Annotated in this window: 24 protein-coding genes; 6 read left to right on the forward strand and 18 right to left on the reverse strand. The window is 67.5% G+C overall.

Going from position 1 to position 24,187, the window contains the following annotated elements; all coding sequences use genetic code 11:
- Positions 1–43: 43 nt before the first annotated feature.
- The 13 genes from OG985_RS26785 to OG985_RS26845 all read right to left on the reverse strand — a co-directional run bounded on the left by OG985_RS26785 (position 44) and on the right by OG985_RS26845 (position 10,837).
- Positions 44–1,303: a tyrosine-type recombinase/integrase gene (locus OG985_RS26785; RefSeq protein ID WP_371670886.1), complete on the reverse strand. Its 1,260-nt coding sequence runs from the start codon at positions 1,301–1,303 to the stop codon at positions 44–46.
- 73 nt (positions 1,304–1,376) lie between these two features.
- Positions 1,377–1,613 carry a helix-turn-helix domain-containing protein gene (locus tag OG985_RS26790; RefSeq protein WP_371670887.1) on the reverse strand — a complete coding sequence of 79 codons (237 nt, stop codon included), beginning with the start codon at positions 1,611–1,613 and terminating at the stop codon, positions 1,377–1,379.
- Positions 1,614–1,768: 155 nt separating this feature from the next.
- Positions 1,769–3,016: a DUF3631 domain-containing protein gene (locus OG985_RS26795; RefSeq protein ID WP_371670888.1), complete on the reverse strand. Its 1,248-nt coding sequence runs from the start codon at positions 3,014–3,016 to the stop codon at positions 1,769–1,771.
- On the reverse strand, positions 3,013–3,444 hold the full coding sequence (locus OG985_RS26800; RefSeq protein WP_371670889.1) for a hypothetical protein: 432 nt from the start codon (positions 3,442–3,444) through the stop codon (positions 3,013–3,015). Before OG985_RS26800 ends, OG985_RS26795 begins: the two co-directional genes overlap by 4 nt.
- Positions 3,441–4,349: a bifunctional DNA primase/polymerase gene (locus OG985_RS26805; RefSeq protein WP_371670890.1), complete on the reverse strand. Its 909-nt coding sequence runs from the start codon at positions 4,347–4,349 to the stop codon at positions 3,441–3,443. Before OG985_RS26805 ends, OG985_RS26800 begins: the two co-directional genes overlap by 4 nt.
- A gap of 90 nt (positions 4,350–4,439) precedes the next feature.
- Positions 4,440–4,751 (reverse strand): hypothetical protein, encoded by a 312-nt coding sequence (locus tag OG985_RS26810; protein WP_371670891.1) that lies wholly within the window; start codon positions 4,749–4,751, stop codon positions 4,440–4,442.
- Between the two features lie 188 nt (positions 4,752–4,939).
- On the reverse strand, positions 4,940–7,012 hold the full coding sequence (locus OG985_RS26815) for a hypothetical protein (protein WP_371670892.1): 2,073 nt from the start codon (positions 7,010–7,012) through the stop codon (positions 4,940–4,942).
- Position 7,013: 1 nt separating this feature from the next.
- Positions 7,014–8,606, reverse strand: coding sequence for a hypothetical protein (locus OG985_RS26820; protein WP_371670893.1), 1,593 nt, complete (start codon positions 8,604–8,606; stop codon positions 7,014–7,016).
- Between the two features lie 88 nt (positions 8,607–8,694).
- Positions 8,695–8,937: a hypothetical protein gene (locus OG985_RS26825; RefSeq protein WP_371670894.1), complete on the reverse strand. Its 243-nt coding sequence runs from the start codon at positions 8,935–8,937 to the stop codon at positions 8,695–8,697.
- A gap of 31 nt (positions 8,938–8,968) precedes the next feature.
- On the reverse strand, positions 8,969–9,352 hold the full coding sequence (locus OG985_RS26830) for an RRQRL motif-containing zinc-binding protein (protein WP_371670895.1): 384 nt from the start codon (positions 9,350–9,352) through the stop codon (positions 8,969–8,971).
- A gap of 11 nt (positions 9,353–9,363) precedes the next feature.
- The gene (locus OG985_RS26835) at positions 9,364–10,254 is read right to left on the reverse strand and encodes a DUF2637 domain-containing protein (RefSeq protein ID WP_371670896.1); all 891 of its coding nucleotides are present in this window, start codon (positions 10,252–10,254) and stop codon (positions 9,364–9,366) included.
- Positions 10,251–10,577, reverse strand: a complete 327-nt coding sequence (locus OG985_RS26840) for a hypothetical protein (protein WP_371670897.1) — start codon at positions 10,575–10,577, stop codon at positions 10,251–10,253. Before OG985_RS26840 ends, OG985_RS26835 begins: the two co-directional genes overlap by 4 nt.
- Positions 10,574–10,837 (reverse strand): DUF6284 family protein, encoded by a 264-nt coding sequence (locus tag OG985_RS26845; protein WP_371670898.1) that lies wholly within the window; start codon positions 10,835–10,837, stop codon positions 10,574–10,576. Before OG985_RS26845 ends, OG985_RS26840 begins: the two co-directional genes overlap by 4 nt.
- Positions 10,838–11,562: 725 nt before the next feature.
- Between OG985_RS26845 and OG985_RS26850 the strand changes: the two genes are divergently transcribed.
- The 5 genes from OG985_RS26850 to OG985_RS26870 all read left to right on the forward strand — a co-directional run bounded on the left by OG985_RS26850 (position 11,563) and on the right by OG985_RS26870 (position 18,542).
- Complete coding sequence (locus tag OG985_RS26850; RefSeq protein WP_371670899.1) at positions 11,563–12,276, forward strand: XRE family transcriptional regulator; 714 nt, start codon at positions 11,563–11,565, stop codon at positions 12,274–12,276.
- 2 nt (positions 12,277–12,278) lie between these two features.
- Positions 12,279–12,752, forward strand: coding sequence for an NUDIX domain-containing protein (locus OG985_RS26855; RefSeq protein ID WP_371670900.1), 474 nt, complete (start codon positions 12,279–12,281; stop codon positions 12,750–12,752).
- A gap of 557 nt (positions 12,753–13,309) precedes the next feature.
- Entirely contained in the window at positions 13,310–14,032 is a 723-nt protein-coding gene (locus OG985_RS26860) for an IS6 family transposase (protein WP_371670901.1), read from the forward strand.
- Positions 14,033–14,302: 270 nt separating this feature from the next.
- Positions 14,303–15,571, forward strand: a complete 1,269-nt coding sequence (locus OG985_RS26865) for an IS256 family transposase (protein WP_331718661.1) — start codon at positions 14,303–14,305, stop codon at positions 15,569–15,571.
- Positions 15,572–15,863: 292 nt separating this feature from the next.
- Positions 15,864–18,542: a LuxR C-terminal-related transcriptional regulator gene (locus tag OG985_RS26870; RefSeq protein WP_371670902.1), complete on the forward strand. Its 2,679-nt coding sequence runs from the start codon at positions 15,864–15,866 to the stop codon at positions 18,540–18,542.
- Positions 18,543–18,645: 103 nt separating this feature from the next.
- Here the strand turns inward: OG985_RS26870 and OG985_RS26875 are convergent, their stop codons facing one another.
- The 5 genes from OG985_RS26875 to OG985_RS26895 all read right to left on the reverse strand — a co-directional run bounded on the left by OG985_RS26875 (position 18,646) and on the right by OG985_RS26895 (position 22,313).
- Positions 18,646–18,780 carry a hypothetical protein gene (locus OG985_RS26875; RefSeq protein ID WP_371670903.1) on the reverse strand — a complete coding sequence of 45 codons (135 nt, stop codon included), beginning with the start codon at positions 18,778–18,780 and terminating at the stop codon, positions 18,646–18,648.
- Between the two features lie 214 nt (positions 18,781–18,994).
- Positions 18,995–19,738: an IS701 family transposase gene (locus tag OG985_RS26880; RefSeq protein WP_371670904.1), complete on the reverse strand. Its 744-nt coding sequence runs from the start codon at positions 19,736–19,738 to the stop codon at positions 18,995–18,997.
- Positions 19,739–19,756: 18 nt separating this feature from the next.
- Positions 19,757–20,506 (reverse strand): transposase family protein, encoded by a 750-nt coding sequence (locus tag OG985_RS26885; protein WP_371670905.1) that lies wholly within the window; start codon positions 20,504–20,506, stop codon positions 19,757–19,759.
- A gap of 124 nt (positions 20,507–20,630) precedes the next feature.
- Positions 20,631–21,914, reverse strand: a complete 1,284-nt coding sequence (locus OG985_RS26890; protein ID WP_371670906.1) for an ISL3 family transposase — start codon at positions 21,912–21,914, stop codon at positions 20,631–20,633.
- Between the two features lie 168 nt (positions 21,915–22,082).
- On the reverse strand, positions 22,083–22,313 hold the full coding sequence (locus tag OG985_RS26895) for a hypothetical protein (RefSeq protein ID WP_371670907.1): 231 nt from the start codon (positions 22,311–22,313) through the stop codon (positions 22,083–22,085).
- 517 nt (positions 22,314–22,830) lie between these two features.
- Here OG985_RS26895 and OG985_RS26900 point away from each other — a divergent pair.
- On the forward strand, positions 22,831–23,799 hold the full coding sequence (locus OG985_RS26900) for a hypothetical protein (protein ID WP_371670908.1): 969 nt from the start codon (positions 22,831–22,833) through the stop codon (positions 23,797–23,799).
- The last annotated feature ends 388 nt before the right edge of the window (positions 23,800–24,187 follow it).

The raw sequence follows: 24,187 nt of genomic DNA on the forward strand, positions 1-24,187 counted from the left end.
GCCCTGGCCAGCAGGTTTCCTCCTAACCAGGGCCTCCCCGGGCCTACTGGGCCGTCTCGGGGCCGTGAGCATGGTCCGGAGGGGGTCCGAAGAGTCCGTCCACGGCCTTCCGGGTCCGCCCCTCGCTGCTCGGCATCAGGTGCGTGTAGGTGCGCAGAGTGAAGCCCGGATCGGCGTGGCCCAGGTACTGACTCAGCGCCCGAATGTTCTCGCCCGCGTCCAGCAGGACCGACGCGTAGAAGTGCCGCAGCGCGTGCATACCGTGCTGCGGCGCAGAGGCGTAGCGCTCTCCCTCCTTGGCCGGCGGGATGATTCCGGCGACCGCGAGGGCGGGCTTCCACATGTGGTCATTGAAGTGGCTGACCCGGACGAAGCTGCCGCCGGCGCCGCTGAAGATGAGCGACTTCGTCACGGGCGGCCCGTCCGGCGTCCGCCAGGGCAGCGTGACGGTGACGGGCGGGTTCAGCTTGGAGTGCGCGACGAGCGCCGCCGCGACAGAGCGGGGGAGCGGCACGGAGCGCGTCTTGCCGCCCTTGGGGAGCGCGAACACGTACTTCCCGCGGATCCGCTTGAGCTGGTGCTGCACGCGTACCCACTCGCCCTCGTAGTCCAGCTCCTCTACGTCGAGGCCGAAGACCTCGCCCTGCCGGAGGCCGCAGCCGCTCGCGATGTCCACGGCCGTACGAAGGTGCGCGGGCAGGGCGGCCCGCACCGTGAGCACCTGCGTGGGGGCCCACGGCGTGACGCGAGGCTGTCCGGGCTTGGGGATCTGGACGGATCGGGCTTGGCAGGGGTTCTTGGTGATCAGTCCGTCATCGACGGCGGCGGAGAACGCCGCCGAGACGGTCCCAAAGATGATCCGGCGATGCGACGAGGCGGGAACGCTTTTCTCCAGCCCACCCAACCACGTACGGATGTGGCCCGGCTGGAAGGCGGGCATCGGGCGCGTGCCGATGTATGGGTAGGCGTGCAGCCTCAGCCGCCGCTCGGCAGCCTCGCGGCTGTTGATCTCTGTGGTGTGGGTGGCCACCCACTTCTCGGCGAACTGCTGGAAGGTGATGCGGCCAGCGCGCGGGTCGATGTACTGTCCGCGCGCCATGTCAGCGGCCGTCTCGTTGAGCCACTTCTCGGCGAGCCGCTTCTGCTTGTCAGGGAAGGACTTGGACTTCTCGGTGCCGTCAGGGCCGACGTATCGGGCGCGGTAGCGCATGCCGACGCCGTGCCGGTCGCTCTTAACCCGTACGGCCTTTCCGCCGGCAGTGGACTCGGTCTTGTACCAGCGGTCTTGGATGTGGCCTGCCACGTGTTGTGCCTTTCCGGGGTACGGAACGAGGGCGGGCCCTGGTAGGCCCGCCCTCGGTGGTCGTGATGTCGGATCAGGCGGCGTTGCTGATGTCCGCCTGCATCTGTTCGGTGATCCAGCTGTGCACGGCGTCGGGTTCATAGCGGACGTGCTTGCCGACGCGGAATCCCGGCGGGCCGGTGCGCTTCTTGCGCCACTGGTAGACGGTCTCCAGCGGGACGTCGAAGAGGTCAGCGATGTCGTCGGGTGTGAGGTACCTGTCGGGGAGTCCGCGCCGGAGGGTGGCGCGAGGATCGGAGGCGGTGGGCATGTGCTCTCCTCGGGGTCCGGCCTTCTGGGGGATCCGCAACATCCGCCACGCCGCAACATTGCTGGTCAGCGGATTGAATCTGTGGCGGATGCCGGTGGTGTTGCGGATAGGTGCCGCCGCACGCGGGTGCGGCGGCACCTGTTGGGCGGGCGGGTTCAGCCGACGCTGCGCAGGGTGCGTGTGTCGGTCTCCGCGAACATGTGGCGGCTCTCGGAAGGGGTATCCGCCACAGATTCACCCCCGCTGACCTGCGGTGTTGCGGCTGTTGCGGCTGTTGCGGACTTCCCGGGGAGAGGGGGGCAGTAGCGGGCCCAGGCGTCGCTCAGGTCTTCCGCGTAGTAGCCCTTGGGGGTGGTGCTGCCGACCCGGATGCCCTTGGGTTTGATCGGGGTGGTGTCGGGGCGCACGTACTGGCTCAGGAGCTTGGACAGCCGACGGGCGGTGAGCGGCTTGATGGCCTGTCCGTCCTCGCTCATGTCGGCCCAGGGCGCGTCATCGAGGGAGAGGAGGACTTCGAGGATGGCTGCGGTGGGCATCCGGTCGACTCCGCAGAACACCTTGTCGCGGAGGTCGGTCAACAGCCGCACTCCGAGGGAGGCTTCGTTACCGCTGTTTGCGGCCTTGATGAGTTCGATGCAGGCGGCGCGGGCCCGCTCGGGCCAGTGCCCGCCGGCCGCGTCTGCGACAGCTAGGAGCGGTTCCCACACGTCCGCCGGCCGGTCCGTGACGCCCTCGGGCATCTCGGGCCACGCCTCGGCGACCTGGTCGTGCAGGGTGGCGGTCCAGTCCGCGAGCCGGTCCCGCAGTACGTGACCTTGCTTCTCGTGGACGCGGCGCCGGTAGGGCTCGCACTTCTCGTTGGGTGCCTTCTTGCGCATGCGGATGATGACCGACCTGGTCAGGATCGTGTCCGGCAGGGAGCCGAGTCCGGCCATGGCGACCGCGCAGAACGAGGGGAGGAAGGCTGCCTTCTGGTCGGATCCGTCCCCGATGCAGCGCAGGGACTTGGCGCCGCGCCGGTAGCCGGAGTTGAGAAACCCGCGGACTTCCTCGTTCCCGCCTGCCTTGGGGCCGAAAACGGTGTCGATTTCGTCGAAGAGGAGGGTGGGGGTGCCCTCATCTGCGGAGACGAGCCGGAACAGGGCGTTCGCTGAGGCGTTGACCGTGGTCGCCGCGCGTGGGGTGAGGGTCTCGATGATCTCCAGCGCGCGAGACTTTCCCGAGCCCGGTTCGGGGCTGAGGAAGGCAATGCGCGCGGTGCCGTCCAGCGCGTCCATCAGGTGCGCGTGGGCGTCCCACAGGGCCACGGCGACGTAGGCGTGTTCGGTGGGGAAGACGTTGAAGCGGCGGTGGAAGGCTTCCACCTCGTCGAGCAGCGCGGCCCCGTCGATGATCTCGGTCATGCGGCGGCCCTCCTTTCGGGCAAGGTCACGGGCTGCCCCGTGCAGGCGGCGTTGTGAGCGGCGTAGTCGGCCGCGAGCGCGGCCACGTTCGGGGCTCCGGTGGCGCTGCCGGTCTGCCCGCAGGCACAGGCGTAGGCGGCGTTCGGGGTGTCGCCGGGGCGTGTGGACCAGCGGGCCCCGTCCCAGTGATGCTGGTAGAGCGGTGGGGCGTAGATGCGGATGCCGGGCCGCTCCGGGGTCGGGTCGGGGGTGCCGTGGCGTGCCTGGTCGCTGCGGAACTTCTCAGGGCGTACAGCAGTGGGGACGCCCTTACGGGCGACGACCCTTCGCACGCCCACGGCCTGCCCGGGCAGAGACCGTTGGGCGTCCTGCGACCCGGTGGTGGCTTCCTGTTGGCCTTCCAAGAGGGGAGGGGGTGGGGTGTTCATGCCGCATCCCGGGCCCGGGCTTTGCGCAGGGAGCTGTCCAGGGCGCTGCGGATGGTGGCGCGGCACTCGGCAGCGGTGAGTCCGCGCGCCTCTCCCGCCCCTTGGAAGGCTTCCTCCACCACGTGCCGCGGGAGGTCGCCCCACGCGACGAAGCGCCCCACCTTGAACGCGGACCGGTTGAGCGTGATGTTACCCGCTCCCTCGGGCGCGGCCATCACGGTGCGGCATTCGCGCTCCAGGGCCGCGGTGGCGGCGCGGCTGCCGCTGATCGTGGGCCACGCGAACGGCGCGGCCGGCCGGGGCGCGGGCGCTTCCAGCAGGCCCGCAATCCATGGCGGGAGGTCCGCGGGGGCCGTGTCGTGGGTGAGGGTGTAGGGGCCGGCTGGTGTGGTGCTGCCGGCGGCGACGACGTAGCCGCCCCAGCCGCGGGTGTCGACCAGCGCAGCGAGACTGCCCGCGGTGTTGGTCAGCCGGATTCCGGCCGGGGCGGTGAAGTACAGGTGGCCTCCCCCGCTCGCGGTCCGGACCCGGTATGTGTCGGGGACCGCCTGTCCGGTGCGCTCGCAGAGCGCTCCAAAGGTCGCCGCGCCGCAGGGCGCGTCCGCACTGCTGTTGTGTTTGGGCAGGTCGAGGTCGATGACCAGCAGCCCGGAGGGGCCGGTGGCGATACCGACGTTGAACGGCGCCCGCTCCCACGTGGGGCGGATCAGGTCGGGGTCGGTGGTGGCGCGCTGCTCCCACTTGCGGTGCCCGCCGGCGCACACCCCGGTGCGGGTGCAGGCGGCTTCGCCGTGCAGGGCGGGCCGCTTGGTGCCGGGAACCAAGGGGAAGACGTGCCAGCCGCGTGCGGCGGCCGACAGGGCAGCGTCGAGTAAGCCTCGCCAGTTGGTGGCGGGATGGGTCATTCTGGGGGTCTCCAGTTCCTTTGACGGGTGCTGGTTGGCAAGGGCGGCCCCGCGGCTTTGGCGAGACGATGGGGGCCGCCCTTGGCGTAGCTAGGCGCCCTTGCTGCGGGCGAGCTGCAAGGTGATGCCGCCGACGCCGATGGGTCCGGCGGCGCCCGCGATGACGGTTGCGGTGTGGGCCGCGGCGTCGAGCAGGAAGCACAGGGCGGCGACCAGTCCCCAGCCACCGAGGACGGCCGCCCCGGCGATGGCGAACGGGACGACGATCCGACGCAGCGTGATGGCGTTCTCGTTGGTCGCCGGGGCGACGATGACGACCGGCTGACCGGTGGCCTGCGCGCGGTTCCAGACGTCGGCCGGTATGTGCGGGGCGATGATCCGGGGCGGGTGGTTGCGGTCCATGGTGGTCTCCTTCGGCACGGGGTGATGTGGCGTTGGGTGACGGACGCGCGGGGCTCTACTGGGTAGTGGGTAGTGGGGTCCCCAGTGGGGAAGCCCTGTTCAAAGCCCTTGGCGCCCCAGTAGGGGCCTGTAGTGGGTAGTGGGGCGCGCCCCACTACCCACTACTCGGTAGCACTGTGTGAGCGAGTTCAGGCGTGGTCGGGGTGGACGTAGACCGAGTGCGGTCCGTTGTCCCGGTAGACCAACTCGCCTCGTTCGACGGCTGCTTGCAGGGCGGCCCGGACGGTCTTGCGGTCCTTGCCCGCGAGTTCTGCGACCGCGGACGGCTTCATGCCCTCCGCTCCGGTCGCCTTGATCGCCTCCAGCGCGGCCGGCAGCCACGTCGGGCCCTGCTCGCCCCGCAGCGCGGACAGGTTCAACCCCTCCGACCCGGCCGGGGCATCCCCGCTCTGCGGTTCGGGTGCGGTGCCGAACTGCGCGTCGATCTCCGCCCGGAAGCGGCGCAGGATGTCCTCCTCCTGCGCCCCGCCCTCGGGCTCGCTGCGCAGGGCGGACAGGTTCAGCCCCGCGGTCGTTGCGGACGACTCGCTGCCCGTGTCGGCGTCGGGGGTGAGGTCGCGCATCCATGCGGTGCGGTCGGCGTCCCAGCGGCGCGTGTAGGCGGGCCCGGCCGCTTTGGCGGACACGTCGTCCAGCCGCGGATGCCGTTCCGAGGTCGCGGTGGTGATCTCCCGGATCTGGTTGGGGAGGATGCGCCATGCCTTGAACAGTGCGGCCGGCGACTCCGGGGTGCCCATGAACCCGGCGCCCTGGTAGGGGGCTTGGTCGACGCGCACTCCGCGCCGGCCGGGGAACATCTTGCCCAGGTCCATGCCCTCGGTCTCGCCGCCGGTGAGGGCGACGCGCACCTTGCCCTCACGGCGGATCATCAGGTTCCCGAGCACGCTCCCGGTGGCTCCGAGGGCGGTCAGGACGGTGCGCAGGCCCATGGCGCGCAGCATGCGGATGACTTCCAGGATCTTCTTGGCGAGTTCCTTCATCTGCCGGTCGGTGCTGACCAGGATCTCCGCGCCCTCATCGATGACCAGCATGATCTGCGGAATCTTCGCGCTGATCGGCAGCAGGTCGGTGTTCGCCCTGGACAGGACGTCCTGGTACGCCTTCTTGCGGTGCAGCCCGATCGCGAGGGCCGCACCGAGCATGGTGAGGGCTTCCTCGTAGGTGCCGGCGAGCCAGTCGATACCGGGCCGGACCGGCTTGCCGTTCTCCTGCTCCAGCTCGCCGTTCAGGGCGGGCAGCACCCAGGGCAGGCCGGCTGATCCTGCGTTGAGGTCGATCACCCAGGTGAGGACGTCCTCGGCGCGGGCGAAGCCGGCGAGGATCGTGTGGACCATGTTCGTCTTTCCCGAACCGGTCGGGCCCACGACCAGGGCGCACTGCTCGCGCAGGTAGGCGGGCACCAGCTCCCCGTTCGTGCGCAGCCCCCACGGAATCCCGGTGAGCACGGACAAGGGCCCGTAGTCGGTGGGGTAGGGGCAGTCGTCTTGCAGGACGTTGACGGTGGTCACGTCCAGGATCGTGCGGCCCTGGTGGATGCCGGGCCCGGCGGTGGCGGTGCAGCCGTGCGGCAGCTTGGCATCCGCCGACAGGGCCACCGAGTGCTGGGCGATGCGGTCGTAGGTGATGCCGCCCTGCGGTTCGAGATCCAGGGAGTAGCCGGCCCCCGTCTCCCACTTCTCCACCCCCAGGACGCGCACGGTGATGTGGCAGATCCGCTGAATGCGCTCGATCCACTCCGCGGCGATGGCCCGCCGCTCCGCCGACAACTCCCGCGCGATCGCCCGCTCTTCAGCAGCGATCGCTTCCTCCTCGCGGGCCTCTTCGTACAGTGCGACGGAGCGGGCGGCGGCACCGATGCCGACGCCGATGGTGGCCAGCGACCCGAGCGCAGCCCAGGTGAGCGGCCCGTGCGTCATAGCCCAGGTGGTCCAGCCGGCCCCGACCAGCCAGGACGCGGCGCGGGTGGCCAACGTGCGGCCAGCGTTGCGCACCCGCAGGCCGGCGACGGTGTGACCGAGGGCGCCCGCCGCTCCCACGGCCAGTGCCCAGCCGGGCGGCATGGAGGTTGCGGCGCCGGTGGTGGCGACGGCGAAGGCTCCGGTGGTGGCGGACAGGGCGCCGGTCACGGGTCCGTGACCGGCACTCCAGTCCAGCACCGGACCACTGCCCTGCTGCTTCTTTGCGGTGGCGGTGCTGCTCATCTCAGACGTTCCAGCCCTTCTCTGCCTCGGGACCGTTGCGGGGGTCCTCGTGCCGGGCGATGTCCTGCGCGTGAACCTGCCGGAACAGCGGGCCCATATCCTCCGCGACCGCAACCGCGCTCATCACGGCGCCGAAAATGTCGTTGAAGCCGTCCGCGACCTCCTTCTCCAGCGGAAACTCCGAGTCGGAGCGCTCCGCAAGGATCTTCATCACGTTCGCCACGCTGGTCAGCGCGGCGGGCAGACCCTCGACCATGGCGAGGATCTCCATGGCGTTGTCGGGCTCGTAGGCGTTGGCGGCCTGCTCCATCTCGGAAGCGGCCTCTTCGAACTGGAAGCCGGACACGTTCTCTCCTTCACTCACAGAGGTGTTCGTGCTGGTCGGAACCTGATGCGGGGGATGCTTCACGTCGCCCGCGATGCCGCTGCTGCCGTCCGTGGCGGCCTCCGCATCGGCGGCCGTCTCCTTGTCGTGCAGCTCCTCGCGGATCGCGTCGTCGCGGAGGGTGCGCAGCTCGCGGGCCGCCCCGGTGATGCGCCGGTACAGGCGCCGGCCGGGGTGGAGGAGCCAGAGCAGGTTCAACTTGCGGCCGATCGGGCTGGTGATCAGCCCGAGCAGACCCAGCGGCAGCGCGAGCAGCGCGGCGAGCAAGCGCCGGCCCTGGAAACGGGCCGCGGACCTGCGCAACGCCTGCCGCGCCGCCTTGCGGGCGGGGGCCTTGCGGACCGTTCCGCGCTGCGCATCGACCGTGGCGCCGGCCTTCCGGTCCCGACGCGCACGGCTCTTCGTAATCGCCGCATCCCGTGCCGCGCGGGCCTTACGGGCGGCACCACCGAGCATCCGCCCGGCGAGACTGCCCTTACGCCCGGCACGGCTGGTCAGGCCCGTGCCGCTACCGGCTGCTTTGGCGTTGCGGCGGGCATCGGCGACCGCGCGGCGAGCCGCGCTGGTCTGCGCCCGCTGACCGGCACGGGAGCCGGCCGCGGCCTGCTGCGCGGCGCGCAGTGCCTTGACCTGGCCCACCCGGCTCGCCGCTTTGCCCGCGGCGCCGGCCGTGTGCTTGGACGCGCCGTGACCGGCCCTGTTGCCCGTCTTGGCGCCGGTGGCGGTGCTGGCGTGCCGGGCGGTCGGGCCTGCACCGTGGCGGTGCTGGCCCGGCACCCGGCCAGACCCGGCGCCGCCGCGGCCGGAGCGGGAACCGTGCGAGCGGCCCCCGCCTCCGATCCTGCTCGCGCCCCCGCGGTGCAAGCCCGCACTCCGTGCTGCGGAACGTCCAGCGGTCCGGGCCGCGGCACGGCGCGCGTCACGGCGTTTGTTGGGGGTGCGGGATCGGGTGGCGGCGACTGTCCCGAGGACAACGGCCCCGGTCGCGGCCACTATGGCGGCGATGGGTCCGCCCGCGAGGGATGCGGCGGCGACCATGCCGACGGTGCTGTTCGTGCCGGTCAAGGCGAGCGGCACGATCGGCCAGCCGCCGGGCGTGTGGTCGACCTCCTTCACGTCCTGCGCTTTGCTGGCCGGCGGTTCGGGCGGGGGCGGTGGTGTGAGCGCGGCAGCCTCGACGGCTACCGGCTCGGTGCTGAGTTCTGTCATGCTGAGAGCACTCCTGGGGAGTCAAAGGGGCCGGGCCGCGTGCTGTGAGAGGTGAGCGGCCAGGCCCGGTAACGGGTGGGGGAGCGAGTCAGAGCCGGTTGGGCTCCAGCGAGAAGAAGCCCACCGAGGCACCGGAGAGATTCGGGTCCCGAGCGGTGACGGACTGGTAGATCAGCCGGTACATGTCCCGTCGGCTGCTGCCGGGCGGCGGGGTGCAGGTGCCTTCCTGCGTCATCGAAAACCGGCCCGGCTTCTCCAGGGTCAGGACGAAAAAGTGCGTGTCCTCGGCCGGCGGGGCGGCGGGTGCGGTGGGCTGCTGCGTGGTGCTCATTCGAGGACCTCCCGGACGTCGAAGAGGAGTGTCAGGCGGCGCGCTGTTCCTCGGCGGCGATGCACAGGCCGCAGATGCTGTGCCTGGTGGACAGGCAGTAGCTGTAGGTGATCTGGCAGCGCGGGCAGGTGCGGCGGGCGAGCATTGCCAGGGCGAGCGCGCCCCACTTGCGGGAGGTCATCGGCCGGACCGGTTTGGCCAGGTCGACGCGGTAGAGGTAGGCGATGCGGGGCGTTCGCGCCTTGCGATTGGTGATCATGACTTGTGCGGCGATTGGCTGGCCGCCGGGCCGTAAGCCCTTGGTGCGGAGTTGGCGGCGAGTGGCGTAGCCGTCGGGGGCGTAGCGCCATGGGTAGGTCGGTATGCCGTAGCGGGCGCCGGTTGGGTCAAAGCAGCGGCTGTAGGCGGTCGGCATCACACACCACCTCAACCGGCGATCGTGGCGGGCAGGTCGGTCAGGTACGGCTCCCGCGCCTTGACCCGGCCGCGGGCGGTGCGGGCCGTCGACTCCGACGCCCCCAGCCCCGCCGCGGCCATCGCCTGCGTCATCCGCGCGGTACTCGGCTGCGTGAAATCCGTCCCGTACAGGGCGCGTACCAACTGATCCACCCGGTTCGGATAGACCACCGGCATGCACAGGTCGACGGCCGTCGACGGCGCCTCGACGCCGACCGGCTCACCGGTGACGGGCGTCGAATCGGCGTCGACGCCCATCGGCAACGCGGCCGGCTCTGGCCCTGCCGTAGGGAGAGGCGTCGGGACGGCAGGCGGTGCGACGGGTGGGCGGTCGACGGTCACGGTGACGGGCGTCGACGGTGCTTCGACGCCCGGCGAGGGTGGGTTGACGCCCGTCGACGCCCGGCGGGCGAGGTAGGCGTGCACCTGTCGCATGAGCGCGCCGAACGCGAGCAGTGCGGCGACCGGGGGGACGGCGGCGACCACGTAGTTGAGGGCGCCCGCGTCCTGGCCGACGCCGGCGACGTTGAGGCCGATGGAGGCTCCGTCTCCGGCAGTGACCAGGCCGATTGCCCACCAGTCGACCCGGTGGGCGAGCGAGGCACGCAGGATCAGCAACTCACCGATCACGATGAACAGGTCCACCGTGGCGGGCCAGGCCCACGAGCGGGCAACCGCCTTGGCCATGCCATGCGCGGCGGCGACTTCCTGCAAGTGCTCGTAGGAGAGCCAGAACGCCACCGCGGTGAGTACCACCGTGAGCACGCTCGCCAGGGTGGTGATCGCGTAGTCCACGGCGACGGGCGTCAACGGCGCTTCGACGGGCGTCGACCTCACGTCGACGCGGGCCGCGGCGCTCATGCCGCACGGACCAGTACCGGGGCGCAGAGGTCGCCGTAGCCGACCAGTTCCAGCTCAGCATCCGCGTAGTCGAGTACCGTGCGCAGCACCTGCGTACGGCCATCGCGCTGCACTCCGTAGGTCACCGCGTCCGGGGCGACGTCCAGCGCCTCGCGCCACGCCTCGAAGCCCGGCAGACCGGAGTGCAACGCCAACTCCAGCCGGCCCGGGTAGATGGGCGAGACGCTCACGGTCGGGGCCGGCAGATGCCCGAAGTCGACCATCAGCAGACGCAGCACCCGCAACGGCACGGACAGGTCGTCCAGCTTCAGCGCGGCGCTCATGCGGCGACCTCGGAGACCGAAGATGCCTGGTACGCGACCGCGAGGCAGGTGGCCAGCACCTTGCGGCGGGCCCGACGCAGCCGGCGGGTGTCCGTCTCCGTGACCGGCTGGTCCAGCAGGCTGATCTGTACGTCCAGCAACTCGACTTCCGCCGTGATGAGCGGCATCTCGGAGTCGATCGCGTCCAGCTCCGCATCCGTGGGCTCAAGCCACTCAGCGAACGCGGTAACAGCTTCCTGAACTGTGACGATGTGCTTCATAGGTCGTGACTCCTCAGTGGGTGGAACGGCCCGAATCGCGGCCCCGGGTCTAGCCACCTGGGGCCGCTCGCCGTTGAAGTCGGAACATTCCGGCTCCCTGCGACCCCGCCCGTACGACCACCGCACGAAGCGCGGGCCGGACGGGCGGGGGGAGGCAACCGACCGCAGCGTGAGGTGCTGCGAAGCCGAGAACGGATCGGAACGGAGATGGTGCGGCGCCGCCACCCGGTCCATACGGCGGCGCCAAACGATGTCGAAGCATCGGAACTCCTCTGTCGAGGGGACCGAGTCCCCGGGGCACGAAACAGCACTGCAAGGGGGATCAAGTCCCCACTCGCCGGCCGTTGCTCGCGGTCACCGGGCCACCTCGCCAGTACGGGCCGAAACCCTGTTCCACCTGGCCTTTAGCGGGATTGCAGCGTCCCCGCCCTGTGCTGTTCACGGCTCGTTGCAGGCATCTATGCAGGTCAGCGCGAAGTAGCCGCATCACTGCATGAGATACACGCTTGAGCGTGTATCTCAGATTGGCGGTTCTGATTGAGGCTGTCAAGCTCTGCGCCTCAGCCGGTCCGCCTTGTGGTGTGACATCAGAATGCCGCCGAAGGGCGGGACGAAGTCACCGCGCTCCTGGACGACTTGGGACGTCCTCGATAGCGTTCTGGGGGGCGACTACGTCCCTGGACGTCCCTGGGGGTGGGATGGCGAACGAGCGGTTAAGGTCCGCGATGCTGACGCAAGGCGTCGCCGTGGATGCCCTGGCGGAGCACCTGGGGGTCGACCCCAAGACGGTGGAGCGCTGGATCACCAAAGGGCGGGCGCCGTACCGGCGACACCGCCTTGCCATCTCGGCCTTCCTTCGGGAAGACGAGGGTTATCTATGGCCCGATGGCCTGCCGGATGGGCAGCGTAAGGACGCTGCGGATGCCGAGGTGTTGAAGGTCTACCCGCATCGTTCCTACGTGCCGGCGGACCTATGGCTCCAGCTGTTCGGGCGGGCGGAACGGGAGATCGGCGTGCTGGTGCACGCGGGTGTCTTCCTCGCTGAGAATCCGCGCTGGCCGCAGCTGCTCAGGTTGAAAGCGGCAGGCGGTGTCCGGGCCCGCATCCTCCTCGGAGATCCGGACAGCCCAGAGATCCGGCGCCGGGGGGATGAAGAGGAAATCGGTGAAGGTGTGGCCTACAAGGTTCGCGAGGTGATGAAGCTCTATCGCCCCCTGTACTCGGTTTTGGGGATCGAATTCCGGCTCCACCGGTCAACTCTGCACAACTCGCTCTACCGGTCGGATGACGAGTGGTTGGTGAACACGCAGGTGTACGGGGTGAGCGCGCCCCTGACGCCGGTCCTCCATCTGCGCAAGGTCGCCGGTGCTGATCTGGTGTCCACATATCAGCAGAGCTTCGAGAAAGTCTGGTCCGAAGCTGTCCCCATTGAAGGGTGAGCATGAGTCGCCGTACTGACTATTTCAACGACCCCAACGCGCCGAAAGCCAACAGCATCGTGCCTGCGGTGACGGCATTCGTCGTCAACGATGCGGGTGATGTGCTGCTGGAGCGGCGATCGGACAACGGCCGGTGGGGCATGCCGGGGGGCGTCCAGGAGATCGGAGAGAACATCGCGGGGACGGTCGTCCGGGAGGTCCTGGAGGAAACCGGGATCCAGGTCGAGGTGGTCGGCCTGGTGGGCATCTTTACCGACCCCGGCCATGTCATCGCGTTCGCGGACGGCGAGGTTCGTCAGGAGTTCTCGCTCTGCTTCCGGGCCCGACCGGTCAGCGGCGAGATCAGGGTGAGTTCGGAATCCCTGGAGGTGCGGTGGATTCCCCGCACGGAAATCGAGTCCCTTGACGTATCGCCCACCACTCGCCGGCGGCTGGAGGAAGGCTTCCGCGACTCGTCGGTTCCCCGAATCAGCTGAGCTTGGACCGTCCGTCCCGGGTTCCGCAGAATTCCCGTCACCTAGAGTCACAAGATGCGGGCTGAACAGGGAGGATGCAGTAGGTCATGGAGAGAATGCGTGTGTCTAGGCGCTGGCATTCCCGCTGGTCAGCGCAGTGACGACCGCCAAGTGGCCTCTCGATGCTGAGGCGTTGCCACCACGCTACCCGATCACGTAGTGCGCTTCGAGCCCCGTCGCGCGGCGTCGAGGTGGGCCCGCAAAAGGTGCGAATAGCAATGAAGCGCCCCCAGTTCTTGCGCCATTGTCGGGGAAGGATGCCCATCTCGTCAGTCCCTGACCAGCGGGAACGCTAGCGCCTAGACACACGGACAATTTGGACTGGAGGTGATGAGGTCGCAGGTCATGGCCCACTTTGTGCCTCTAGGCGAGCCGACTTCTGCGGAACCCCGGTCCGTCTGGTGTCTCGTGATCCTGATCGCGTTCCTCGGTTGCGTACGCAACAGGTACTACAGCCGGTGTCACGTTGGCTGACCGGGTGGGATGATCTTACTGGTTGATCATGCTGGGGAGGGCCTGTGGTGGAGAGCGCGTTGCCGTCGTACCGGGGTCACCGGTATCCGGTGGAGATCATCTCCCACTGTGTGTGGCTGTACTTCCGGTTCCCGCTCAGCTTCCGCGAGGTCGAGGAGCTGATGCTGGAGCGTGGCGTCATCGTGTCCTACGAGACGATCCGTCGGTGGTGTCTGAAGTTCGGGCAGGCCTACGCCAACTCGCTGCGCCGTCGGCGCCCCCGGCCCGGCGACAAATGGCATCTGGACGAGGTCTTCATCAGGATCAACGGTGAGTTGAAGTACCTGTGGCGGGCCGTCGACGCCGACGGCAACGTGCTCGACATCCTGGTCCAGAACCGCCGGGACAAGGCCGCGGCCAGGTGTTTCTTCCGCCGGCTCCTCATGGAGACCGGGTCCGTGCCGCGGGTGGTCGTCACCGACAAGCTCCGCTCCTACGCCGCCGCGTTGCGGGAGGTGATGCCCTCGGTGGAGCACCGGTCGCACAAGGGGCTGAACAATCGGGCGGAGAACTCGCATCAGCCGACCAGGCAGCGCGAGCGGGCGATGAAGGGCTTCCGCAGCGTCGGCGGAGCCCAACGGTTCCTGGCCGCGTTCAGCGGCATCTCACCCCACTTCCGACCCGGCCGCCACAACCACACCGCACCCGACCACCGCCTCGAGATGACCGTCCGCTTCGCCATCTGGAACCAGATCACCGGCGCCGCCGCCCTGCCCGCCGTGGCCTGACCCGGAGCCGACAACCGGCTCGACCACGCCCTGACGCACCACCAGACGCCTACACCCCCGACAACGTGACTGTGCCCCGCGCGACGTCGGGGAGCTGATGCTCGAGTGCGGCATCGAGGTGAGCCACGAGGGGAGTGTCATGAATCAGGTGTGGATCTCCCCGAAGGAGTGAGCCTGATGAGTACGACGACTGGTCACCTGATCGAGACCGTGGAGGGCGTGTCGCTTGCCGAGGTCGGCGGTGGCGTCGAGGGTGCCGACGTGAAGTCGATGCCGGTGTCGCAGAATGGTCTGTCCAGTGAGCTGCTGGAGGAGCTGGCCGCGCTCGCGGCCGAGAAGGTCCGCGGAGAGGGACTGCGGCTGATGGGCGAGGGCGGCCTGCTGCCCGAGCTCGCTCAGCACCTGATGCAGTCCGCGCTGGAAGCAGAGATGGACCAGCACCTGGCCGACGGGGTCGGCCGCGTCGGCGGGCGCGGGTCGCGCTCGGGCGGCAACACCCGCAACGGCTACCGGAGCAAGAAGGTGATGACGGAGGTCGGCGCCGTCACGGTGCAGATCCCGCGAGACCGTCTGGGCACCTTCCAGCCCCGGCTGCTGCCCAAGTACGCCCGCCGCACTGGTGCGTTGGACGACCTGGTGATCTCGCTGACCGCAAAGGGCCTGACCTCCGGCGAGATCGTCTCCCATCTCGCCCAGACGTACGGGATGACGACAACGAAGGAGACCATCTCCACGATCACCGACAAGGCCCTGGAATCGATGGCGGAATGGCGCACCCGCCCGCTCGACGCGGTCTACCCGGTCGTCTTCATCGATGCCGTGCACGTCAAGATCCGAGACGGTCATGTCGCCAACCGGCCCATCTACGTGGCCATCGCGGTCACCGCCGACGGCTACCGCGAGATCCTCGGCCTGTGGGCCGGCGACGGCGGCGAGGGCGCCAAGTACTGGCAGACGGTGCTCACCGAGATCAAGAACAGAGGCGTCCGTGATGTGCTGATGCTGGTCTGCGACGGGCTCAGCGCCCTGCCCGACGCGGTGAACGCCGTCTGGCCCCGGACTGTGGTGCAGACTTGCGTGGTTCATCTCCTGCGCGCGAGTCTGCGGTATGCCTCACGCCGCGACTGGGCCGACGTCGCACGCGACCTCAAGCCCGTCTACACCGCTGTCAACGAGGACGAGGCCCGGGCACGGCTGACCGACTTCGACGACAAGTGGGGCAAGCGCTATCCGTCGATCGCCGGGACCTGGGAGCGGGCCTGGAGCGAATTCGTGCCCTTCCTCGGTCTGCCCGACGCGATCCGGCAGGTCGTCTACACCACGAACGCGATCGAGTCCCTCAACGCCCGCTACCGGCGCGCGGCCCAGGCCTGCGGACACTTCCCCAACGAGACCGCCGCCTTGAAACGCCTCTACCTCGCCACCCTCGCACTCGACCCCACCGGCCGCGGCCGCCAGCGCTGGAACAACCGCTGGAAAAGCGCTTTGAACGAGTTCGACGTTCTCTTCGACGGCCGCCTTACCGCCGGACGAGTGTAGGCCGACCAGCCCACCGAAAAACCTGTAGGCCAAACAGACGAACCACACCTGAATCCTGATAGACCCGCCACGAGATGCCCCAAGAAGGCTATTGTGGGTGATATGTGATCGGTAATGCCAGGTGGGGCGAGGCTGACAGTGATGCCTTCAGCTCGCGCCTGGGTGAGGCTGGGCGCTGTTGACTGACGTCTTAAGCCAGCATCGTCGCGGTTGGGCACTGCGTCGTCGCTGGTGTCACCGTCATCCGATCGGTGGCCACCTTGAAACGGCGTCAGTGTGCCGGGAGGTCGTCGTGGGTGTGCGTGAGCGGGTTTCGCAGTGGCCGCTGACAGGCCGCGACGGTGAGCTTGAGGCTTTCGCGGCGGCGTGGGCGGATCGGCGGTGTCAGGGTGTGGTGATCTTCGGTCCGGCTGGGGTGGGTAAGTCACGGTTGGCCGAGGAATGCTTGGCCCGCGCCGTTCACGATGGCTGGAAGGGTTCCCGGGCGTCAGCGTCGGCAGCGGCCGCCTCGGTGCCGCTTGGTGCGATCGCGCACCTGCTTCCGCCCGGGGTAGACCTCTCCGATCCGATCAAGGGCTTCGCCGCGATCGCCCGCACGTTGGCCAGGCCGCAGCGGGCCCGGTGGGTGCTGTGGGTTGACGACCTCCACCTGCTAGACGCCGCGTCGGCGGTACTGCTACGACAGCTCTTGGACGCCAGGGCGGTGCGGCTGATCGCCACCGTGCGAGCTGGGGAGCCGGCCGGAGACGTGGTCGACGCCCTCGCAGGTGAAGACACGTTGCGCCGGATCGATCTGACCGCCTTCAGCGGTGAGCAAGTGGAGAGGGTCCTGCGGGCAGCGCTCGGTGGGCCGGTGGGGCGGCATACCGTGCACTATCTGTACGGGGCGTCGGGTGGGAACGCGATGTACCTGCACGAGCTAGTGCTAGGTGCCCTAGCCGTGGGAACCCTGGCCAGCGACGGAGAGATCTGGGAACTGACGGAAGACCGGCCGGTGGCCACGCCCCGGCTGATCGAGCTGATCGGCGCCCGCCTCGCCACCGCCAGTGAGAGGGGGCGACCGGTGCTGGAACTGCTCGCGCTGTGCGAGCCGCTGCCGCTGGCCGATGCAGAGGCAGTCGGCTCGCTGCAGATGCTTGCCGATCTAGAACGGACTGAGCTGATCCGCGTCCACCGTGACCGACGGCGAACCACCCTGGCGCTAGCACATCCGCTGTACGGGGAGGTCCTGCGCGCCGACATGCCGGTCCTGCGCCGCCAGGCCCTGCTGCTTCAGCAGGCAGCCCGCACCGAGACCCATGGGGCCCTGAGACGTGAAGACCCGCTGCACATCGCGACCTGGCAGCTGGCCGCCACCGGCACCGCCGACCCAGGTCTGTTGGCTCAGGCCGCAGGCCTGGCCAGAGCTGGCTTCGACTACGCACAGGTTGCGACCTTGCTGGCCGCCATTCCCGCACAGCACCACGCGGCGGCAACCCGGCTTCTTTACGGGGAATCTTTGATGCAGCTCGGGAAAGCAGAGGATGCAGAAATACAGTTCGCCAAGTCACAAGACCTATCCCAAACCGACCAGGAGCGCTTGGCTTCCATTAGGCTGCGAACTTACAATCTATTTTGGATCATGGCCAAAATGAATGAAGCCCTGGCGGTCAATGAAAATGCCATGGAGCATATAGTTGGCACTAGAGAGCGGGATCTATTGATCGTCAACAAAGCGGCAATGATGGTTGTATCAGGCCATCCTTCAGAAGGGCTAGACTTGATGGACTCGGTCCCCCTGGGTGAGACCCCCGGGCCGGGCGACCTGGACCTCTGGCTATTCGCCGGCACGGTAAAGCCAACCGCTCTCGCCATTCTAGGCCGCACCGAGATTGCAGTTCAGGTCGCGCAAAGAACCTATGAAGTACACTTGGCACTCCAGGGTAAATCCCTCTTTCACTCGCCCGCCGCAGATTTGATTTGCCAGGCTCTCGCCCTCACTGAGGCTGGACTCCTGGCCAAGGCTAGGAATGTTGCCGAGATTGGAACTGAATCCCTCTTGGCTGATCGCGCATCAGGCTCAGTTCGGTCATGGATGGCTCTTTTTCGTGCACGAATTGAATGGATTTCTGGCCACATGGACACCTCTAGGCGGCTGTACGCCGAGGCGGCCACTCTCGCGAGAAATCATCGAAATGACATCGCCATGCGGCTCATTCTTTCCGGATATGCCGCTTCAGCGGCAATTCGGGGGGAATTGAAAACCGCGGAGGCGACTCTTAAAAAACTCCAGAACTACCCGTATATGGGGCTACTCGCTGGCGAAGAGCGCCTGGGGGAAGCTTGGTTTAATGCTTCCTGCGGTAACCTCGCCCAGGCCCGCACGGTACTCACTCAAGCCGCAGGAGCAGCCCGGGACACCGGGCATGCCACCAGTGAGGCGCTCCTGCTGACCGATGTCGCCCGCCTGGGCGGTGCCGAGAACGTTGCTGCCCGTCTGGTCGAACTTGCCCAGATCTGTGACGGTTCTTTCGCCACAGCCCGCGCCCGTCTGGTTGCGGCGCTGGCCACCGACGACCCGACGCAGCTCCTGGCATCTGCCGGCGAACTCGAGACTATTGGGGCGGATCTTCTGGCCGGAGAAGCCGCCACTGCGGCGGGCTCAGCCTTGCGCCGGGCCGGGCAGAGCCGCCGTGCCAGCGCGGCAGCGCAGCAGGCTCAGGCGTGCGCCGCCCGCTGCGAGGGCGCCCGCACGCCGCTGTTGGCCACCGCCCAAGCCACCTCCGCCCTCACGGCCAGGGAACAGGAGGTCGCCCTGCTGGCCGCCGCCAACGCTGGCAGCAAAGACATCGCCGGGGCCCTGCACTTGTCGGTCCGTACCGTCGACAACCACCTCCAGCACGCCTACACCAAGCTCGGCGTCACCACTCGCCGCGAACTCGCCCATGCCCTCTTGGGCCGCCCCGAAGTTTCCGGACACCGGGCCAACTAGGGGTCTGTTGCGAAAGTGCTGGTCAAAGCCATTCGTTGATGGCTGCGACCAGCACGGTGGCTTCGTAGCGGACGGCGAGTTTGTAGTACCTCGTTGCGGGGCGTCACGGTGGGTGGTCGCGCCTGCGGTAGTGGCTGATGCGGGCTTGTGTCTGGTGGCGGCGTCGCCAGCGGTTCCAGTGCAGGGCGAGCCAGGTCCTGGCGGCGCGGGCGGGGGCCAGGACGATCCGGTCGTACATGCGGCGGATCTCGTTCAGGGACAGCGGAACGGCGGCCTCCTCGTGCTCGTCGGCTGGATCGGTGCGCTCAGGGGGTGGTTCGGTGGGGGCGTATGCGTCGGCTCCGCACGTCGGCGAGGAAGGCCAGGGCGAGCATGCACACGGTGGTCTGCCGGTACCAGGAGATCCACTTGCGCACTTCGTGCTGGTCGAAGCCGGCCTCGTTCTTCGCGGCCTAGAAGGTCTCCTCGACCATCCATCGCTGACCAGCGGCGATCACCAGCCCGGCCAGAGTGGTGCCGGGGGCGTGGTGACACAGGAAGCAGGCCACCTCGCAGACGAGTTCACCGTTCTTGTTCTTTTTGTTCGGCACGGTGGAGCGGCGGATCAGCAGGGTCCGTGCCAGGCCGTGAGGGGTGTCGGCCAGGTGGACGGTGGCGAAGTCGTAGGTGCGCGGGCCTTTGGTGCCGTCTGCGCACGAGCGGCGCTCCATCAGCGTCTGGGGAACCCTCGCCCACAGCTGCCGCGCCTCCTGGGTACGGCCGTCGGCCAGTGGGAGGACCTCGTTCTTCGGGACCGCCATCACGTAGCGGACCTGGTGTTCCTCCAGCCGGGCGCGCAGGGACCGGGAGCCGCCGTAGAGCTCGTCGGCCAGGAAGTAGGTGAAGGGCACTCCCGCCGCAAGCGCACGCTCGACCATACGCTGTGCCAGCTCCGGCTTGGTCACCACCGTGCGGGCCCGCTCCTCGGGTATCCCGGCCTCCTCGCAGCGGCGGCGGTGTTCCTCATCACGGCCCGCCCAGTGCTGTCCGGCATACAGCTCACGGTCGATGATCGCCCTGCCACGCGAGGAGCCGTAGGACAGATGCACGCTGACCTGGGCGTTCTCCACCTGTCCCGTGACGCCGGTGTACTGCCGGGCCACCCCAGCACTTTTGGTGCCCTTCTTGATGTCACCGGTCTCGTCCGCGATCAGCACAGCGTCCTGGAGCCTTTTTCACGTGTAGATCATGAGGGTGAGGATCGCGGCAGCTACTGACGTGAGTCTGTTCGGACTGATGCGGGCATGCCGGAAGATCCGCCACTGCTTGATCCGGGAGATGGTTCGCTCGACGGGAGCACGCAGTGCGGCGTGGACCTTGTTCGACGTCTTGTGCTTGTCGGGCAGTTCGGTTCCGGGCCGTCGTTTGATCGGGGTGATCACAGTGCCGCCGGCCCCGACGTACCCTTTGTCCGCGAGGATCTCGAGGTCCAGTCGCGCGCAGGTGTCGACGATGGCGTGCTCGCGGGCGGCCGTCACATCGTGGGTGCCGCCCGGAAGGGCGGGTGACATCCACAGCAGTTTGCCCTCTTCTGCCGCAATGACCTGCAGATTCACGCCCTCGCGGCGGACCTTGCCGGAGAAGTGCCCCGGCGCCTGGACCCGGTCGGTCTCCGCGACGGTGCCGTCCAGCAGCACGTAGCCGTCCGTGTGATGACTGGTGAGCGCCTCGGTCAACGACGGCGCGTGCTCCGCAAGTTGCCCGATCGTGTGGTTCACGTAGCGCCAGGCGGTGGCCGTGCTGATGCCGAAGCCTGCGGCGATCTGTTCGAGGGTGTCGTGCTTGCGCAGGTAGACCAGGGTGCACCGGGCCCGGTCGTACGGACGCAGTCTGCAGCGCCGGCCGGCTTCACAGGACGCGATCACCATCGTGACCAGCTCCAGGAGCTCCGGATCGACATCGCATCCGGCAGGATAGGAGAACACGGGGCATCTCCGCAGGTGAAGGTTATGTCTGGCGACTCTCCAAACCAACGGGATGCCCCGTTCGGCACGCCACCGTCAACACTTCACCGACGCTCACCCGCAGGCCGTACAAGTGAAAAAGGGCTCATCGCTCTCTTCTGTGGGTTCTGATGGGGCTCGGTTGTGCTCGGCCGGGTAGGGGTCGGGCGTAACCGGCCAGGCAGAGCAGGATCATGGCGCGTAGGGCCTCGACGCTGCGGAAGCCGTAAGCCCGGCGGATGAGCAGGCGGATCTTCGCGTTCATCGACTCCACCCGGGCGTTGGTGAGCCGGTGTGTCAGGGCGTTGGCGATGTCCTGGCGGCGAGCGCGAATGGTGCGGGCGAGCCTGACGAAGGGTTTCAGCTTGCTGCGGGAGGCCCACGCGAGCCAGGCGTCCAGCAGGTGCAGGCGCTCCGCGCCGCCGGGCGCGAACACCTGCCGCAGTTGCTCCTTGAGCAGGTAGGCGCGGTACAGCGGCTTGTTGGCGGTCTGGATCAGCGACAGCTTGGCTCGTTGCCGGTCGGTGAGGTCCCGGGGGTTCTTCCAGAGCGCGTAGCGGGAGTTCTTCAGCTCGGCGGCCAGGGCTTTCATGCCCATCCGGCGGGCGGCGTTCCATACCTGGCGGCGTACCGCGTCCAGGGCATCGCCGGCCCACTTCACGACGTGGAACGGGTCCAGGCACAGGGCCGCGTTCGGGGCGCGCCAGGCGACCACGTCCGCGATCCACTCGGCCCCGTCGGCCGAGACGTGGGTCAGCGCCTGGGAGCGTTGGGCACCGAGGAGGTCGAAGAAGGCGTGGACGGTCTTCTTCGAGCGGCCCTCGGCGACGTGCAGCAGTCGGCCCGAGTCGTGGTCCACCACCACTGTCAGGTACTTCTGGCCCTTGGCGAAGGACACCTCGTCGATTCCGATCCGGGTCACGCCGGCAAGGCGGTCGCCGTCCTGTCCGTCCCGCTCGACCATCACCCGGGTCAGGATGGAGCCGACGGTGTGCCAGTTGATCCGCAACAGCACCGAGATCAGCTTCTTCGAGGCGCCGGGGGCGAACCAGGCCACCGTCTCATCGAAGGGGATCGTGTGCCCGGCGCCGTGCCGGGCCCACGGGACGGCCGCTATCACCACGCCGTGCTCCGGGCAGTCCACCCGTGGCAGGTCGGCCTCGAAGTAGACCCGCAGCAGCCCCTCGTCCAGGGACCGCCAGCGCCTGCGGTGGCCCCGGTCGTAGAGCGGCGCCCGCTGACGGCACACCCCGCAGGCGGGCCGGCGCTCCCACCTGCGGTCCGGGCGCACCGACACGACCTTCACGGGTTCGACCGGGTGAACACGGACCTCCTCGACCACCGTGCGCTCGACCCCGGCAGCCCTGACCAGTACGTTCGCAGACGACACGCCGCACCCCTTCGCAGGTTCTTGATCGTCACAATCAGAAACCTACGCAGGGTGCGGCGTTCGTCATCTCATGACACGAACCGACCCACACATGTGGGCGAAGAGCCTGAAAAAGGCTCCTGGTCCCGCAGCGAGTCCACCACGAACTCCCGTACACGGTCACGCAGTTCATCCGCGTCCCAGGACGCAAGGGCCAGAAAAGTCCTGTAACCGGTCCGGCGAGGCATGCCCGGCGGCCTCGGCGACCTGCCACATGTTCTTGCGCGGCACATCCGACAGCAGTCCGCGCACCATCGCCCGCAGATTCTCCCGCGAGGCCGGCCGGCGGAACACATCATCCACCGACGCGCACAGCGCCTCCAGATCCGCGTCCCAGCACCGGACCTCGTCCGCGGTCAACTCATCACGCCGGACCAGACCCGGCGGCGGCATCTGCCCCATACACCGCCAACGAGACGGATCATCATCACGTCACGTGAACGACCGGCTGTAGTACCGGTACGACGGCAACGCGCTCTCCATGGCAGGACTCTCCCGAGCATCTTCATGCGGTCAGCCAACGTGACAGCGCCCCCGCCGCGCCTCCCGCTCAGCCGGCCCCCAACGCGCGGCTTCGAACTCCCCAAACCGTCTATATGCCCGAACTGACAGATCGTCAAGCAAGATCTTAAAGATCAGTACTGGGGCGGACTTCACCACTGCTGATGTGACAGAAGTCAGCAACGAACCGTCAGATCACGAAGTGCGGCTGTGGTACCAATCGAAACCCCTTCCCCGTAGTTGCGAGGCGACGCTCAGTAGTGAGGTATCTATTGCTCACCTCTCTGTTGTCTCGTCACGGAAAGCTAACATTAGCTACTGTAGATTTCTTCTGTCCTACCTCGGACATGATTTGATTCGAAATGAGGCCGAGTCAATGCAGGTGCTACCTGACATTTACATGCCATTGCCGCAAAAGCCCCCCAACTCATCGGTGGTGGCAGAAGCGAACAAGGAGACCCGGCGATGGATTGATGAATTCCATCTCTGCCCGACTGCGGATGTTCGTCAGGCAGTCGCGGACACTAATGCAGTCCAGTGCATGGCTCTCTTCTATCCGGAAATTGATACCGAAAAACTGATTCTATTGGGTCAGTTCGTGACGCTCGGCTTCATGATCGACGACGAGTGGGCAGTGTCCAATCCGCAGGATGTCCTGTCCCGCCTGGTCTCCCTACTGGGAGTGATTGAAGGGGACGGGGATCCATCAGATTCATCCGGACGGGCATTCGCCGGTGTTTGGCAGCGGATACTCAAGGGTCGTCCTGAGGTCTGGCGGTCAGCTTATCGGCGCAATGTCGTCGATCATCTGTGGGGTCAGTACGGGGAGCTGGTCGACAAAGCCAGTGGGCGGTGGCCAGAACTGTGGGCTTACCAGGTGAATCGCCGCCACACATTCGGAATGGAGTTCCTTCTCGATCAATGCGAAATGGTTGCCGATGTTTACCTTCCCGAGGTAGTGCGCCGACTGCCTGCTATGGCGTGCCTCCGAGAGGCGATAGCCGATCATCAGACATTGGTAAATGACATCATTTCCGTCTCGAAAGAGGAAGGAGATGGAGATTATCATAATTTCATCCTGCTCACGGAGAGTCATGAGTCCATAGCCCGACAGGTGGCTCTCGATAAAGCAAATGCTGTAGCCACAAAACTCTTCAAGCGTGTAATTACAGCGCGCGAGGAGCTAACGGATCAACTGAAGGTTCTCCCGATCACCGATCAGGAGCGCCGCGATGCTTCGCGCATCGCTGACGATTACCTCGTTACAGTGAGGGCAAATTACGATTACTACTTTGACTCGATGGTGCGCAGGTATGATCTTTCGGGTTCAGTAATCGCCGAGTGACGATTGGGTCAGGTTTCGGGTGGCCCGCGGATGCGAAGGACGCACCCTTCGCTAAGCTAAACGTACCGGCGAAGCGAAATTGAGGCGCGATGTGATCCGTAACACATCTTGAGACAGTAGTTTCCTGATGCTACGGCCGGACTTTAGCGTCGCCGCAGGTCAGCGTCCTGCGGGCTGCGGCAGCAAATTACTGATGCCTGATATTGCATCCCGCCTCCGATCCGCTGACCAGCCAGGAACGATTCGACTGCGAGTACGGCAAATCTGTTTCCGCTCGAAGCCTCGGTCGCGAAGTCTGGCTGCAGTACTGGCCGGAAGCCTATGTCAAGAAATGCCGACCTGATTAAGAGAGCTTCGTATCAGGACCTTCCGTCGATCGCTATCAGAA

This window comes from Streptomyces sp. NBC_00289, from assembly GCF_041435115.1.
Classification (GTDB): domain Bacteria; phylum Actinomycetota; class Actinomycetes; order Streptomycetales; family Streptomycetaceae; genus Streptomyces.

Coding starts and splice junctions, on each gene's coding strand:
- OG985_RS26805 (WP_371670890.1), bottom strand. CDS start 4,349: ATGACCCATCCCGCCACCAACTGGCGAGGCTTACTCGACGCTGCCCTG.
- OG985_RS26850 (WP_371670899.1), top strand. CDS start 11,563: ATGCTGACGCAAGGCGTCGCCGTGGATGCCCTGGCGGAGCACCTGGGG.
- OG985_RS26855 (WP_371670900.1), top strand. CDS start 12,279: ATGAGTCGCCGTACTGACTATTTCAACGACCCCAACGCGCCGAAAGCC.
- OG985_RS26900 (WP_371670908.1), top strand. CDS start 22,831: ATGCAGGTGCTACCTGACATTTACATGCCATTGCCGCAAAAGCCCCCC.
- OG985_RS26865 (WP_331718661.1), top strand. CDS start 14,303: ATGCCGGTGTCGCAGAATGGTCTGTCCAGTGAGCTGCTGGAGGAGCTG.
- OG985_RS26825 (WP_371670894.1), bottom strand. CDS start 8,937: ATGAGCACCACGCAGCAGCCCACCGCACCCGCCGCCCCGCCGGCCGAG.
- OG985_RS26830 (WP_371670895.1), bottom strand. CDS start 9,352: ATGCCGACCGCCTACAGCCGCTGCTTTGACCCAACCGGCGCCCGCTAC.
- OG985_RS26820 (WP_371670893.1), bottom strand. CDS start 8,606: ATGACAGAACTCAGCACCGAGCCGGTAGCCGTCGAGGCTGCCGCGCTC.
- OG985_RS26800 (WP_371670889.1), bottom strand. CDS start 3,444: ATGAACACCCCACCCCCTCCCCTCTTGGAAGGCCAACAGGAAGCCACC.
- OG985_RS26835 (WP_371670896.1), bottom strand. CDS start 10,254: ATGAGCGCCGCGGCCCGCGTCGACGTGAGGTCGACGCCCGTCGAAGCG.
- OG985_RS26845 (WP_371670898.1), bottom strand. CDS start 10,837: ATGAAGCACATCGTCACAGTTCAGGAAGCTGTTACCGCGTTCGCTGAG.
- OG985_RS26795 (WP_371670888.1), bottom strand. CDS start 3,016: ATGACCGAGATCATCGACGGGGCCGCGCTGCTCGACGAGGTGGAAGCC.
- OG985_RS26790 (WP_371670887.1), bottom strand. CDS start 1,613: ATGCCCACCGCCTCCGATCCTCGCGCCACCCTCCGGCGCGGACTCCCC.
- OG985_RS26810 (WP_371670891.1), bottom strand. CDS start 4,751: ATGGACCGCAACCACCCGCCCCGGATCATCGCCCCGCACATACCGGCC.
- OG985_RS26875 (WP_371670903.1), bottom strand. CDS start 18,780: ATGTACGACCGGATCGTCCTGGCCCCCGCCCGCGCCGCCAGGACCTGG.
- OG985_RS26840 (WP_371670897.1), bottom strand. CDS start 10,577: ATGAGCGCCGCGCTGAAGCTGGACGACCTGTCCGTGCCGTTGCGGGTG.
- OG985_RS26815 (WP_371670892.1), bottom strand. CDS start 7,012: ATGAGCAGCACCGCCACCGCAAAGAAGCAGCAGGGCAGTGGTCCGGTG.